Genomic DNA, 13,282 nt, shown 5'->3' with positions numbered 1-13,282 from the left:
GCAGGGCCGCGCTTAGTTAGCAGCAGCCTTGTTCGCCGCTCGCTCTTTGGCGATCAAGTCATCAGCCAGTTTCAATGCTTGCTCGGCACCGCCGGCAGAGCCGATGTCAAAACGGTATTTGCCATCGACGATCATGGTCGGTACACCGGAGATTTGATATTTTTTGGCCAGATCGCGGGCCTGGACAATTTTGCCCTTGATGGCGAACGAATCGAAAGTCGCCAGGAACTTGTCTTTGTCGACGCCTTGGGTCGCCAGGAAGTCAGCCATGTCCTGTTTGTCGGTCAGCTTCTTGTGTTCTTTCTGGATGGCTTCGAACACCGCAGCATGAACCTTGCTTTCAACGCCCATGGCTTCCAGTGTCAGGAACATTTGGCCGTGAGCATCCCATGGGCCGCCGAACATGGCTGGAATACGCACGAAGTTCACGTCGGAAGGCAGTTTCGCAACCCAAGGATTGATCACCGGCTCAAACGCGTAGCAGTGTGGGCAGCCATACCAGAACAGCTCGACCACTTCGATTTTGCCAGGCACGGCGACCGGAACCGGATTGCTCAGTTCAACGTAAGGTGCGGCGGGGGCTTCAGCGGCTTGGGCAGTCATGCCGAACAGGCTGGCAGCGACAAATGCGGCGCCGATGATCAGATTACGCATGCTTTACTCCTGGACAATTTTGGTCGCCACGCGCGACCTGCTTTTTGACAGATCATGGCGGGCATGAGTTCGTTAGTGTAACGGTAGCGGCCACAAAAAAGGGCGGCCTAGGCCACCCTTTTTATACTTGCAGTAACGGATTAATCGAGCGTTAACGTTGCAAGAGATGTACATGTCTCGCAACGCTCGATCCGCAGGCCTTAGTGCAGGCCCTGGATGTAGCTGGATACTGCCGCGATATCTTCATCACTCAGCTTTTTGGCGATGGTTTGCATCGGTTTGGTATCGCCATCGTTATTGCGTCCGCCTTCTTCTTTTCTGAAGTCGGTCAGTTGCTTGGCGATGTATTGAGCGTGTTGGCCACCCAGGTGCGGGAAGCCAGCGGCGGCGTTGCCAGTGCCATTAGGCGAGTGGCAACCGGTGCAGGCCGGCAGGCCTTTGTCCAGGTTACCGCCACGGAAAATTGCTTCACCGCGAGCCACGATTTTAGGGTCGGCGGCGCCAACGCTACCTTTTTGGCTGGCGAAGTAAGCGGCGATGTCGGCCAGGTCCTGATCGCTCAGGTTGGTCAGCAGGCCGGTCATTTCAAGTACCTGGCGTTTGCCGGACTTGATGTCGTGCAACTGCTTGTCCAGATAACGCTCGCCCTGACCTGCCAGTTTTGGAAAGTTAGGCGCCATGCTGTTGCCATCCGGGCCATGACAGGCGCCACATACTGCGGCTTTCGCCTGACCAGCAGTCGCATCACCTGCAGCATGGGCAATACCTGTGATCCCCACGGTCAACAGCAGACTCACGATCAATTTGTTCATCAGCTAATCCAACTACGGCTAAGGGTTAAAGAGTTATGGGCCGGGATCACTCGCTCATCCAATGGATGATGGCTTGGTAATCCTCGGCACTGCAGTCCATGCACAAACCACGCGGCGGCATCGCCTTGAAACCCTGGGTCACGTGTTGCACCAGCGTCTCCATACCTTTCGCCAACCTCGGCGTCCAAGCTTCCTGATCGCCCTTTTGAGGCGCCATGGGCAGTTGGCCGGAATGACAGGCACCACAAACACGGTTGTACACAGCTTCCGGATCCTGTGTAGCCTGAGCGCTGTAAAGCGGCATCAAGACACCGGCAGCTAGCAGCCATTTCGTCATAAAACGACCTTTTCAGGGTTGAGAGCTTTCTGCGTTCTAGTGCGCAATCAAGGTCAATCGCTCTCGTGAACTTCATCCTACGCTGGGACAAAGCGCACACAAAATCTGCGGCATTATATACTGGCGTCACTGAAACGGAAACGACACTGCTCGCCGCGTCCATTCCCGGCGCCGCCCACATCGGAAATCCCATGCAACTCAAGAACCCCATCCTCGGCCTGTGCCAACAGTCCACCTTTATGCTCAGCGCTGCCAAAGTCGATCAATGTCCCGACGACGAAGGCTTTGAAGTAGCGTTTGCTGGGCGTTCCAACGCCGGTAAATCCAGCGCGTTGAACACCCTGACTCACGCCAGCCTGGCGCGGACCTCGAAAACTCCAGGTCGCACGCAACTCTTGAACTTCTTCAAGCTAGACGATGATCGTCGTCTGGTCGACCTGCCGGGTTACGGCTACGCAAAAGTACCTATCCCGTTGAAGCTGCACTGGCAGCGTCACCTGGAGGCTTATCTGGGTGGTCGCGAGAGTTTGAAGGGCCTGATTCTGATGATGGACATCCGTCATCCAATGACCGACTTCGACCTGCTGATGCTGGACTGGGCTGTCGCCAGTGGCATGCCGATGCATATTTTGCTGACCAAAGCAGACAAGCTGACTTATGGCGCCGCGAAAAATGTGCTGTTGAAGGTTCAGGCAGATATTCGTAAGGGTTGGGGTGATGCGATCACTATCCAGCTGTTCTCTGCGCCCAAACGCATGGGTCTGGAAGACGCCTACACTGTACTGGCGGGCTGGATGGAGCTGCCGGACAAAGGCTCAGAGCCTGCTGAATAAGGCCTGGCGGTAAATGGCGGGCAAAAAAAACCCCGGACTTCTTATGGGGAGGGGGAAGTTCCGGGGTTCAAGCTCTAGACCGTTAGGGCGGGGTCCAGATATCTGCCAACACTTAACACAACATAGGAGCATGAACGGCTTCACCAGCCATTCAGTAACTCTGAGTGGCACTTCACAAGATTAGTTCAGAATTTTTTCAGTCGCCTTTGGAATAATCTCAAGCGCGTTCCGAGCTATGCCCATGCGGCCTATCCGCCGCGGCACTATGCCGCAGCAGATGGCACGTTTTGGCCGACTCAGTGAGCCTCGTCCCAGTTATTTCCCACACCCACTTCCACCAGCAGCGGCACGTCCAGTTTCACGGCGCCGCTCATGTGCGCGCGAATTTCGTCACGCACCTGGTCCACCAGGTCTTCGCGCACCTCAAGAACCAATTCATCGTGCACTTGCAGGATGACTTTGGCGTCCAGCCCCGAGGACGTCAGCCAGTTATCCACAGCCACCATGGCTTTTTTGATGATGTCGGCCGCGGTGCCTTGCATCGGGGCGTTGATGGCCGTGCGCTCGGCGCCTTTGCGCAATGCCGGGTTTTTCGCGTTGATTTCCGGCAAGTACAAGCGGCGTCCGAAAATAGTTTCGACGAAACCTTGTTCGGCGGCTTGGGCGCGCGTGCGCTCCATGTATTCCAGGACGCCTGGGTAACGGGCGAAGTAGCGGTCGATGTAAGCCTGGGATTGCTTGCGATCAACGCCGATCTGTTTGGCCAAGCCAAATGCGCTCATGCCGTAGATCAGGCCGAAGTTGATCGCCTTGGCGCTGCGGCGCTGATCGGTCGTGACCTGCGCCAGTTCCACGCCAAAAACTTCGGCGGCGGTGGCTTTGTGTACGTCCAGGTCATTGCGGAAGGCATGCAGCAAACCTTCGTCCTTGGCCAGGTGCGCCATGATCCGCAGTTCGATTTGCGAGTAGTCGGCGGCCAGCAACTTGTAACCTTTTGGCGCAACGAATGCCTGGCGAATCCGCCGGCCTTCGGCGGTGCGGATCGGAATGTTCTGCAAGTTCGGATCGCTGGACGACAATCGCCCGGTTGCTGCCACAGCCTGATGATAAGAGGTGTGAATGCGTCCGGTACGCGGGTTGATCTGCTCGGGCAGTCGATCGGTGTAAGTGCTCTTCAGCTTGCTCATCGAGCGGTACTGCATCAGCACTTTTGGCAGCGGAAAGTCCTGTTCGGCCAATTCCGCCAGCACGGCTTCAGCGGTAGACGCCTGGCCCTTGGCGGTTTTGCTGAGGATTGGCAGGCCGAGTTTTTCGTAAAGAATCACCCCCAATTGCTTGGGCGAGCCCAGGTTGAACTCTTCGCCGGCGATGGCAAACGCCTCACGCTCCAGTGCGACCATTTTTTCGCCCAGCTCAACACTTTGAATGCCCAGCAGGTTGGCATCGACCAACGCGCCCTGGCGCTCGATACGCGCCAGCACTGGCACCAACGGCATTTCGATCTCGCTCAACACCTTGCTCAGGCTCGCAATGGCATTCAGCTTTTCCTGCAGGGTCTGATGCAGGCGCAATGTCACATCGGCATCTTCGGCCGCGTAAGGCCCTGCAAGCTCAAGGGAAATCTGATCGAACGTCAGCTGCTTGGCACCTTTGCCTGCGATGTCCTGAAAGCTGGTGGTGCTGTGATTCAGGTATTTGAGGGCCAGGCTGTCCATGTCGTGGCGGGTGGCGGTGGAATCCAGCACGTAGGACTCAAGCATGGTGTCAAAGGCAACGCCCTGAACCATGATGCCGCAACTTTGATCACCACCAATGGCGCAGTTGGCCAGGATATTCATGTCGAACTTGGCGTGCTGGCCAACCTTGAGCTTGTTCGGATCTTCCAGAATTGGCTTCAGCGCGAGCAGTACGGTGTCGCGATCCAGTTGTTCCGGCACGCCCATATAGGAATGCGTCAACGGGATGTAGGCAGCTTCGTTGGCCTGGACGGCGAAAGACAGGCCAACCAACTGCGCCTGTTGCGCATCGATGCCAGTGGTTTCGGTGTCGAAGGCAATCAGTTTGGCGTCGTTGAGCTTCTTCAACCACAGGTCGAAATCTGCCTGGGTGAGGACAGTGGTGTACTTGAGTTCGGTTTCAGCCGCGGCTTCTTCGACCACGGGAGCTGTCACCTCCTGACCGGAACGCTTGGCGTCGCGCTGGTTCTCGTCGAACCAGCTCTTGAACTCCAGCAAGGTGTAAAGCTCAGCGAGTTTGTCGTGATCCGGTTTGCCCATCTGCAAATCGTCGAGGCCGATGTCCAGCGGCACGTCGATTTTGATGGTTGCCAACTGATAGGACAGGAAGGCCATTTCCTTGTGCTCTTCGAGCTTGGCCGGCAAGGTCTTGGCGCCGCGAATCGGCAAGGTCGGGACTACGTCGAGGTTGGCGTACAGCTCTTTCAGGCCGCCATTTACTCCCACCAGCAAGCCGGAAGCCGTCTTGGGGCCGATGCCGGGAACACCTGGAATGTTGTCGGAGGAGTCGCCCATCAGCGCCAGATAATCGATGATCTGCTCGGGAGCGACACCAAATTTCTCCTTCACGCCCTCTACGTCCATGGCGCTACCGGTCATGGTATTGACCAAGGTAATGTGGCCATCGACCAGTTGCGCCATGTCTTTGTCGCCGGTGGAGATGATCACGGGCCGATCGGCTGCCGCGCTGCTGCGGGCCAGGGTGCCGATTACGTCATCGGCCTCGACGCCTTCGACGCACAGCAGAGGGAAACCCAGGGCGATCACGCTTTGGTGCAATGGCTCGATCTGCACGCGCATGTCGTCGGGCATGCTTGGGCGGTTGGCCTTGTATTCGGCGTACATGTCATCGCGAAAAGTCCCACCCTTGGCGTCGAAAACGACGGCGAACGGGCTGTCAGGGTACTGCTTGCGCAGACTCTTGAGCATGTTCAACACGCCTTTGACCGCACCCGTCGGCAGGCCTTTGGACGTAGTGAGCGGTGGCAGCGCGTGAAAGGCGCGGTACAGGTAGGAGGAACCGTCCACCAGGACGAGGGGGGCTTGGCTCATGAGCAGGATCAACCTTTTCGGCGGGTCCGGCGCTAGAATAGCGGGACCGTTGACGACAAAGGGACAAGGTTATCATGCGCACACTAAATCGCCTGTTGCTGGCAGGGTTCTTTGCATCCGTTCCATTCGCTGCCATGGCGGCGGCCGATGTATCGAAATCCGAGCCGGAAGTTACCATCAACACGCACACGGAAGGCGACAAGGTCATTCAGGAATACAGCCGGAGTGGTTTCGTGTATGCGATCAAGGTCACCCCGAAGGGAGGCAAGCCTTACTTCCTGGTGCGCGCAGATGGTACGGACGCGAACTACATCCGGTCCGACCAGCCGGATATGCTGATTCCATCGTGGGAAATTTTTACCTGGAAGTAGTTTCTTAATTTCAATTGGCGCCGGCTATCAAGCGGCGCCCGTACTGGCAGTTTAAACATGTCTGTGTTCACCCCGCTGGCTCGGCCCGAGCTGGAAACTTTTCTCGCCCCTTACGGGCTCGGCCGCCTGCTTGATTTCCAGGGAATTGCCGCCGGCAGTGAAAACACCAATTTCTTTATCAGCCTGGAGCAGGGTGAATATGTCCTGACCCTGGTTGAGCGTGGTCCCGTTCAGGAAATGCCGTTCTTCATCGAATTGCTGGACGTCCTGCATGAGGCCGACTTGCCGGTGCCCTACGCATTGCGCACCACCGACGGCGTTGCCCTGCGTGAACTGGCGGGCAAGCCTGCACTGTTGCAGCCTCGTCTTGCCGGCAAGCACATTAAAGTGGCCAACGCGCAGCATTGCGCTCAGGTGGGCGAGTTGCTCGGTCACCTGCACTTGGCAACCCAGGCCAACATGATCAAGCGCAAAACCGATCGTGGGCTGGACTGGATGCTGGAGGAGGGCGCGCAGTTGCTGTCGCATCTGAATGCCGAACAGAGCGATTTGTTGCAGCGGGCGCTGGATGAAATCACCCAGCAGAAGACGAAAATTCTGGCGCTGCCACGCGCCAATATTCACGCTGACCTGTTTCGTGATAACGCAATGTTCGAAGGCACTCACCTGACCGGGTTGATCGATTTCTACAACGCCTGCTCGGGGCCGATGCTGTACGACGTGGCGATTGCGTTGAATGACTGGTGTTCGGATGAACAAGGCGTGATTGACGGGCCGCGTGCCCGGGCCTTGTTGGGCGCGTACGCAGCGCTACGCCCGTTCACCGCTGCGGAGGCTGAACTCTGGCCGACAATGTTGCGTGTGGCGTGCGTACGGTTTTGGCTGTCTCGGCTGATCGCCGCCGAGTCCTTTGCCGGGCAAGACGTGTTGATTCACGACCCGATGGAGTTTCAGCAGCGTTTGGCGCAGCGGCAGAAAGTCAGCACACCATTGCCGTTTGCCCTTTGAGAGCGCCCGCAAAGTAAGGGAAATAAGGATGGGAGCAAGCTTGCTCCCACCCTTTTTTAGGGGTTACAACGAGTCCAGGCACCCAGCCAGATCATTCCCCAGTTTCTCCAGCACCTGCTCATAGCCATTCGCCGTTGCCGGCGTGTAACCGCCCAGCGCATCCAGTTCCGCCAATTTCACCGGAAGCCCGGCAACCAGCGTCTCTGCCAGGCGTGGACGCAAAGGAGGCTCGCTGAACACACAGGTCTTGCCCACTTCCTGCAGTCGCTTGCGCATTGCTGCCACGTGTTGGGCGCCCGGCTGAACCTCGGCAGCAACACTGAACACGCCGGTGTGCTTGAGGCCGTAGGCGTCTTCGAAATAATCGAACGCTTCGTGGAACACGAAGTAAGGTTTGCCTGCAACGCCCGCCAGGCGTGCCTTCAAGCGCAGGTCCAGAGCGTCCAGGCGCTCATCGAAGGCCTTGGTATTGCTCTGATAGCGGGCGGCGTTCGCTGGGTCGGCAGCGCTCAAGTCAGCGGCCATTTTTTCGGCGATCACCCGAGCGTTGACGGGCGACAACCATAAATGCGCATCGAGAGTGCCCGGGCGGTGATCATGGTCATGTTCGTCGGCATCTTCGGCGTGAGACTGGCTATCTTCGGCGAAATGACGCAATTTCAAGCCCGGTAAATCCTGTATGGCTACGCTCGGCAGCGTCCGGCCATTAAGCACGCGTGGGAGGAACCCTTCCATGTCGGGTCCGATCCAGTAAAGCAAATCAACCGACTGCACCTTGCGTACGTCGGATGGGCGTAACGCATAGTTATGCGGCGAGGCGCCGGGCGGCAGCAACACCTCCGGAATCGCCACGCCATCCTGCACCGCTGCGGCGATCAGCTGTAGCGGCTTGATGCTGGTGAGCACCTTGACCTCGGCCTGCGCTGAACCCATCAGCAGAAAACTTGCGATAAATGCGACATAGATAGAAAAAAGTCGGGACACGATGACCACTCGAAGAGGCGAGAACGGGTAACATAATAACGTCTCTCACAAACCTCGTCGCCGCTCATGCCAAAAACACCGATTGCCAGCCGTCCCCACGACCACTCTCATTGCGTGCACAGCGCTTTGTCCGAGGCCGATGCCCTGTGTGCGCGTCAAGGCCTGCGCCTGACCGCATTGCGCCGGCGTGTGCTGGAGCTGGTGTGGCAAAGCCACAAACCGCTGGGTGCCTACGACATCCTTGCCGTGCTTAGCGAGCAGGATGGCCGCCGCGCCGCGCCGCCGACGGTCTATCGGGCGCTGGACTTCCTGCTGGATAACGGTCTCGTCCACCGAATATCTTCGTTGAACGCCTTCGTCGGCTGCAATCATCCGGAACACGCCCACCAAGGCCAGTTCCTGATTTGCCGGGAATGCCACGCGGCAATCGAGCTGGAACAGAAATCCATCAGCGATGCGATCATTGGCAGCGCCAGCGATGTCGGGTTCATTGTTGAAGGCCAGACCGTTGAAGTCATCGGGCTGTGCTCGGGTTGCCAGGGGGCTTGATGAGCAACGCGCTGATCCGTCTGGAGCAGGTTACCGTCACGTTTGCCGGGCAAAACGTGCTAGATAACATTGAGCTCAGCGTTGAACCGGGGCAGATCGTGACGTTGATCGGCCCTAACGGTGCCGGTAAAACCACGCTGGTGCGGGCAGTGCTTGGCCTTTTGAAGCCCGACAGCGGCAGCGTTTGGCGCAAGCCCAAACTGCGCGTGGGTTACATGCCGCAAAAACTCCATGTTGATCCGACGCTGCCGCTTTCGGTGCTGCGTTTTTTGCGCCTGGTGCCCGGTGTGGATCGCGCTCGCGCGCTGGCAGCGCTCAAGGAAGTCGGTGCCGAACAGGTGATCGACAGCCCAGTGCAGAGTGTTTCCGGTGGCGAAATGCAGCGCGTGCTGCTGGCCCGGGCGCTGCTGCGCGAGCCGCAATTGCTGGTGCTCGATGAGCCAGTGCAAGGCGTCGATGTCGCCGGGCAAGCCGAGCTCTACAGTTTGATCACCCGATTACGCGACCGTCACGGCTGCGGCGTTTTGATGGTGTCTCACGATTTACACCTGGTAATGAGCACCACCGACCAAGTGGTTTGCCTCAACCGCCACGTCTGCTGCTCCGGGCATCCCGAGCAGGTCAGCGGCGATCCGGCTTTCGTCGAGCTGTTCGGCAAGAACGCACAAAGCCTGGCGATTTATCACCACCATCACGACCACGCCCATGATTTGCATGGCTCGGTGGTCAGCGCGGCTTCGCCCGCCCAACCTCACGTTCACGGAGATAGCTGCAAGCATGGCTGATTTTCTGCTTTACGCCCTGCTGGCAGGCCTGGCTCTGGCGCTGGTCGCGGGCCCATTGGGTTCGTTCGTGGTGTGGCGGCGCATGGCTTACTTCGGTGACACGTTGTCTCACGCAGCCCTGCTCGGCGTGGCGTTGGGCTTCTTGCTCGATGTCAGCCCCACGGTGGCCGTCACCGTTGGCTGCTTGCTGTTGGCGGTGCTGCTGGTGACCTTGCAGCAGCGTCAACCGCTGGCGTCTGACACGTTGTTGGGGATTCTCGCGCCCAGCACGCTCTCGCTTGGCTTAGTGGTACTAAGCTTCATGCATGAAGTGCGGATCGACCTGATGGCGTATCTGTTCGGCGATTTGCTGGCGATCAGTCCGACCGATCTGGTGTGGATCCTGGGTGGTAGCGCAGCGGTCCTGGCGTTGCTGATCGCTTTGTGGCGGCCCTTGCTGGCAATCACCGTGCATGAAGAGCTGGCGACGGTCGAAGGTCTTCCGGTAGCGGCATTGCGCCTGACCTTGATGTTGTTGATTGCCGTAGTCATTGCGGTGGCCATGAAAATCGTCGGTGTGTTGTTGATCACATCGTTACTGATTATTCCGGCAGCTGCGGCACAGCGTCACGCCCGGTCACCCGAGCAAATGGCACTGGGTGCGAGCCTGCTGGGCATGATTGCGGTGTGTGGCGGGCTGGCCTTGTCTTGGTACAAGGACACCCCGGCGGGCCCGTCGATTGTCGTCACGGCGGCCGCGCTGTTTCTGCTGAGTTTTGTCCTGCCCCGTCGAGGGGTGTAGACTTGCTCGTTTTTTGCGCAAATAGAGAGTCGCAGGAATGAAGCTGTTAGCCTCCCGTTATCTGCTCCTTGCCGCGTTTTCGCTGCTGCTGGGCGCATGCCAAAGCACGCCACCGGCGGCCACCGAGCCCGCTGATGCACGCGCCGTGGCCATCGCGCAGCTGGAACAAAACCTGGCCAGCAGCGAGCTGGCCACGGCTGAAGACCAGCTCGCAGCCTTGCAGGCCGAGTCACCTAACGATCAGTCACTTGAGCAATATCAGCGACAACTGGCCGAGGCCTACTTGCGCCGCAGTCAAATCGTGCTGCAAAAAGGTGATGTAAATGCCGCCGCCACTGCTCTCAGCCGTGCCCGGGCCTTGATGCCCAAAGCACCGGCGCTGACGGGCGGGGTGAATAACGCCATCGTCAATGCCCGTAAGGCAGAGCTGGATAGAGCTGAAGCTGCGCTTATGGCCGCCGAAGCCCGGCCGAAGGCAAGGGTCATCGACCCCACGGCTGAAAGCACGACCGTTGCGTTGAATCTCAACGATATGGGCAAATTACGCCATCAGTTGGACGCCATCGCCGCCGATGTCGTGAATTACCAATGTGACGTCAGTATTCAGGCACCGCGTACTCAGGATTACCCTTGGCTCGCTACATTGCTGACCAAGCGTGTGAAGAAACTGGACGCGGATTTCGACCTGAACATCGAGAAGCAAATCCTGCGCAATATACCCGCGCAAATAGTCTTGAGCCCGCGCAAACCTTAAAGGCTTCGCGGTCAAACCTCGCTCCTACAGGACTTGAGTTGTTCACATACCAGCGACCAACATAAAGTCCGTAGGAGCGAGGCTTGCCCGCGAAGGCGTCCTTCCTAGCAATACGTTTCCAACTAAGCCGGAATCGCCTTGGCCTTCGGTTCGCGATCCCAAACCCGATGTTGCCCAATCGCGGCAAAGAAGGGTTTGATCAGCTTCGCATCAGCACCGACGATTAATCCCGCATCAACTTCCAGCTTCAACACGTCCAGCAATTGCTTGGCTTCGCCATGCAGGGCAATCGCCTTCAGGTGCTTATACGCTTCCAACACGTAGTGAAGCGCCACACCATCACCGCTCAACGCCTTGATCGACGCCGCGCCGCCGGGCACAAATACCGCGTCGAATGCCACCGAAGGCAAGCCTTCCATCGATGCATCGACCGGCAACGACTTGCCATCGGCCGTGGTGACCGGTGCCGAGGTTGGCCCCAGCAATTTGGCGTGTGCACCTTCGGCCATCAGTGCTTTTTTCATCGCATCGATCGCTGTGCCGTCCACGCCGTTGGCCGCCAGAATAGCCACTTTGCGGGTTTTGATATCCGCGGGTAGCAAGTTCGCCTGGCTGAGTGCGGGCGAGCGCTCTGGAGAGGTTTTGGGCACCTTGACGGTTCCGGTTTTTGGCGCCGGCAAGCCCAGGTTCTGGGCCACACGCTTGGCCAGTTCCAGGTCGATGTTGGCCAAAATCTCATTCACCTGGCGTGCACGAATGAACTCACGCTCAACCTTGCCCAGCTCGAAGCTGTACGCCGCGATGATGTGCTCCTGTTCGTGCTTGCTCATGCTGTGGAAGAACAGCCGCGCTTGCGAGAAGTGATCGCCGAAAGACTCGCTGCGTTGGCGAATCTTGTTGGCGTCGATGCGCTCTGGGTACGTCTCGAAGCCGCCATCGTGTGCCGCCGGTGGGGTTTCTTTCGGCCAGCCGCTGTCAATCGAGTTCGGCTCGTAAGAAGCACGGCCCTTGTCGATAGTGGTTCGGTGCATGGCATCGCGCTGTCCATTGTGGAACGGCGCCACCGGACGGTTGATCGGAATCTCGTGAAAGTTCGGACCACCGAGTCGGCTGATCTGCGTATCGGTGTAGGAAAACAGCCGTCCTTGCAGCAACGGATCATTGGAGAAGTCGATCCCCGGCACAATATGTCCAGGGCAGAAAGCAACCTGCTCGGTTTCGGCGAAATAGTTGTCCGGGTTACGGTTGAGCACCATTTTGCCCAGCGGCGTGATCGGTACCAATTCTTCGGGAATGAGCTTGGTGGGGTCGAGAATGTCGAAGTCGAACGAGTGCTCGTTCTCTTCTTCAATAATCTGTACGCCTAATTCCCATTCCGGATAGTCACCCATCTCGATCGATTCCCACAGATCGCGACGGTGGAAATCGGTGTCCTTACCCGCAAGCTTTTGTGCTTCATCCCACACCAGCGAACAGGTGCCGGCGGTAGGGCGCCAGTGGAATTTGACGAAACGTGATTTACCCTCGGCGTTGACCAACCGGAACGTATGCACACCAAAACCTTGCATGCTGCGCAAGCTTTTCGGGATCGCCCGGTCAGACATGGTCCAAATCACCATGTGCGCCGATTCCGGCACCAGTGAAACGAAATCCCAGAACGTATCGTGGGCGGAGCCGCCGGTAGGAATTTCGTTGTGCGGCTCGGGTTTTACCGCGTGTACGAAGTCAGGAAACTTGATGGCGTCCTGAATGAAGAAAACCGGCATGTTGTTGCCCACCAGGTCGAAGTTGCCCTCGTCGGTGAAGAACTTGACTGCGAAACCCCTGACATCACGCACGGTATCGCCGGAGCCGCGAGGCCCTTGCACCGTGGAAAACCGCGTGAAAACCGGCGTTTTTTTGCCCGGGTCTTGCAGAAAACCAGCCTTGGTCAGGTCGCTATGGTTTTCGTACGCCTGGAAGTAACCATGGGCCCCGGTGCCGCGTGCATGCACGATGCGCTCGGGAATTCTCTCATGGTCAAAATGCGTGATTTTTTCACGCATGATGAAGTCTTCAAGCAGCGAAGGCCCGCGAGCACCGACCTTCAACGTGTTCTGATTGTCCGAGACTTTCACGCCCTGATTGGTGCGCAGCGCCTGTTCGGTGGCGTCGGAGCGATATTTCTCTAGGCTGTCGAGCTTGGCATTGGTGTTGCCGCGGTCCAGGGTATCGGTCCCGGCCAAAGCGCTTTTTGGCGCGGCAGGTTTCTTGGTACTCATCGGTCTAAACTCCTCGTTGCGATTCCCGCCGTAGCCAGGATTCTTATGCATTCCCCAGGCACGGCACCGGGGGCGGTTTCGAGTT

General features: G+C 58.0%; 13 protein-coding genes. 7 read left to right on the top strand and 6 right to left on the bottom strand.

Features of this window, described 5'->3' with window-relative positions:
* Positions 1-12: 12 nt before the first annotated feature.
* From ACQR3R_RS17235 to ACQR3R_RS17225, 3 genes are all read right to left on the bottom strand, one after another.
* Complete coding sequence (locus tag ACQR3R_RS17235) at positions 13-654, bottom strand: DsbA family protein (protein WP_428273569.1); 642 nt, start codon at positions 652-654, stop codon at positions 13-15.
* A gap of 200 nt (positions 655-854) precedes the next feature.
* Positions 855-1,466 (bottom strand): c-type cytochrome, encoded by a 612-nt coding sequence (locus ACQR3R_RS17230; protein WP_428273567.1) that lies wholly within the window; start codon positions 1,464-1,466, stop codon positions 855-857.
* Positions 1,467-1,512: 46 nt separating this feature from the next.
* Complete coding sequence (locus tag ACQR3R_RS17225) at positions 1,513-1,803, bottom strand: c-type cytochrome (protein ID WP_054048012.1); 291 nt, start codon at positions 1,801-1,803, stop codon at positions 1,513-1,515.
* Between the two features lie 191 nt (positions 1,804-1,994).
* On the opposite strand from ACQR3R_RS17225, the gene yihA reads away from it, so the two are divergent.
* A complete protein-coding gene (gene yihA / locus ACQR3R_RS17220; protein ID WP_428273564.1) occupies positions 1,995-2,636 on the top strand; it encodes a ribosome biogenesis GTP-binding protein YihA/YsxC in 642 nt (213 codons plus the stop codon).
* 296 nt (positions 2,637-2,932) lie between these two features.
* On the opposite strand, the gene polA is transcribed toward yihA, so the two are convergent.
* A complete protein-coding gene (gene polA, locus ACQR3R_RS17215; protein ID WP_428273562.1) occupies positions 2,933-5,704 on the bottom strand; it encodes a DNA polymerase I in 2,772 nt (923 codons plus the stop codon).
* 74 nt (positions 5,705-5,778) lie between these two features.
* Between polA and ACQR3R_RS17210 the strand changes: the two genes are divergently transcribed.
* Positions 5,779-6,075 carry a DUF2782 domain-containing protein gene (locus ACQR3R_RS17210; RefSeq protein ID WP_428273560.1) on the top strand — a complete coding sequence of 99 codons (297 nt, stop codon included), beginning with the start codon at positions 5,779-5,781 and terminating at the stop codon, positions 6,073-6,075.
* 57 nt (positions 6,076-6,132) lie between these two features.
* The gene (locus ACQR3R_RS17205; protein ID WP_428273558.1) at positions 6,133-7,083 is read left to right on the top strand and encodes a homoserine kinase; all 951 of its coding nucleotides are present in this window, start codon (positions 6,133-6,135) and stop codon (positions 7,081-7,083) included.
* Between the two features lie 63 nt (positions 7,084-7,146).
* On the opposite strand, the gene ACQR3R_RS17200 is transcribed toward ACQR3R_RS17205, so the two are convergent.
* A complete protein-coding gene (locus ACQR3R_RS17200; RefSeq protein WP_428273556.1) occupies positions 7,147-8,067 on the bottom strand; it encodes a metal ABC transporter solute-binding protein, Zn/Mn family in 921 nt (306 codons plus the stop codon).
* Between the two features lie 66 nt (positions 8,068-8,133).
* Here ACQR3R_RS17200 and zur point away from each other — a divergent pair, with 66 nt between their 5' ends.
* From zur to ACQR3R_RS17180, 4 genes are read left to right on the top strand one after another with little or no spacing between them, the layout of a single operon-like run.
* Positions 8,134-8,616 carry a zinc uptake transcriptional repressor Zur gene (gene zur, locus ACQR3R_RS17195; protein WP_428273555.1) on the top strand — a complete coding sequence of 161 codons (483 nt, stop codon included), beginning with the start codon at positions 8,134-8,136 and terminating at the stop codon, positions 8,614-8,616.
* Positions 8,616-9,401, top strand: coding sequence for a zinc ABC transporter ATP-binding protein ZnuC (znuC, locus tag ACQR3R_RS17190; protein ID WP_428273553.1), 786 nt, complete (start codon positions 8,616-8,618; stop codon positions 9,399-9,401). Before zur ends, znuC begins: the two co-directional genes overlap by 1 nt.
* Positions 9,394-10,182 carry a zinc ABC transporter permease subunit ZnuB gene (gene znuB, locus ACQR3R_RS17185; protein ID WP_428273551.1) on the top strand — a complete coding sequence of 263 codons (789 nt, stop codon included), beginning with the start codon at positions 9,394-9,396 and terminating at the stop codon, positions 10,180-10,182. Before znuC ends, znuB begins: the two co-directional genes overlap by 8 nt.
* A gap of 37 nt (positions 10,183-10,219) precedes the next feature.
* Positions 10,220-10,936, top strand: a complete 717-nt coding sequence (locus tag ACQR3R_RS17180; protein ID WP_428273549.1) for a PA5502 family lipoprotein — start codon at positions 10,220-10,222, stop codon at positions 10,934-10,936.
* Between the two features lie 122 nt (positions 10,937-11,058).
* On the opposite strand, the gene katE is transcribed toward ACQR3R_RS17180, so the two are convergent.
* Positions 11,059-13,248, bottom strand: a complete 2,190-nt coding sequence (gene katE / locus ACQR3R_RS17175; protein WP_428273547.1) for a catalase HPII — start codon at positions 13,246-13,248, stop codon at positions 11,059-11,061.
* Between the last annotated feature and the right edge of the window lie 34 nt (positions 13,249-13,282).

The sequence above is a fragment of the Gordonia sp. IEGM753 genome (assembly GCF_050321825.1).
Classification (GTDB): domain Bacteria; phylum Pseudomonadota; class Gammaproteobacteria; order Pseudomonadales; family Pseudomonadaceae; genus Aquipseudomonas.
This window is presented reverse-complemented; position numbering and strand designations above follow the sequence as displayed.

What these genes read in the sequence shown, in the direction of transcription:
- ACQR3R_RS17235 (WP_428273569.1), bottom strand. Translation starts at nt 654, where the DNA reads ATGCGTAATCTGATCATCGGCGCCGCATTTGTCGCTGCCAGCCTGTTC.
- ACQR3R_RS17230 (WP_428273567.1), bottom strand. Translation starts at nt 1,466, where the DNA reads ATGAACAAATTGATCGTGAGTCTGCTGTTGACCGTGGGGATCACAGGT.
- ACQR3R_RS17225 (WP_054048012.1), bottom strand. Translation starts at nt 1,803, where the DNA reads ATGACGAAATGGCTGCTAGCTGCCGGTGTCTTGATGCCGCTTTACAGC.
- yihA (WP_428273564.1), top strand. Translation starts at nt 1,995, where the DNA reads ATGCAACTCAAGAACCCCATCCTCGGCCTGTGCCAACAGTCCACCTTT.
- polA (WP_428273562.1), bottom strand. Translation starts at nt 5,704, where the DNA reads ATGAGCCAAGCCCCCCTCGTCCTGGTGGACGGTTCCTCCTACCTGTAC.
- ACQR3R_RS17210 (WP_428273560.1), top strand. Translation starts at nt 5,779, where the DNA reads ATGCGCACACTAAATCGCCTGTTGCTGGCAGGGTTCTTTGCATCCGTT.
- ACQR3R_RS17205 (WP_428273558.1), top strand. Translation starts at nt 6,133, where the DNA reads ATGTCTGTGTTCACCCCGCTGGCTCGGCCCGAGCTGGAAACTTTTCTC.
- zur (WP_428273555.1), top strand. Translation starts at nt 8,134, where the DNA reads ATGCCAAAAACACCGATTGCCAGCCGTCCCCACGACCACTCTCATTGC.
- znuC (WP_428273553.1), top strand. Translation starts at nt 8,616, where the DNA reads ATGAGCAACGCGCTGATCCGTCTGGAGCAGGTTACCGTCACGTTTGCC.
- znuB (WP_428273551.1), top strand. Translation starts at nt 9,394, where the DNA reads ATGGCTGATTTTCTGCTTTACGCCCTGCTGGCAGGCCTGGCTCTGGCG.
- ACQR3R_RS17180 (WP_428273549.1), top strand. Translation starts at nt 10,220, where the DNA reads ATGAAGCTGTTAGCCTCCCGTTATCTGCTCCTTGCCGCGTTTTCGCTG.
- katE (WP_428273547.1), bottom strand. Translation starts at nt 13,248, where the DNA reads ATGCATAAGAATCCTGGCTACGGCGGGAATCGCAACGAGGAGTTTAGA.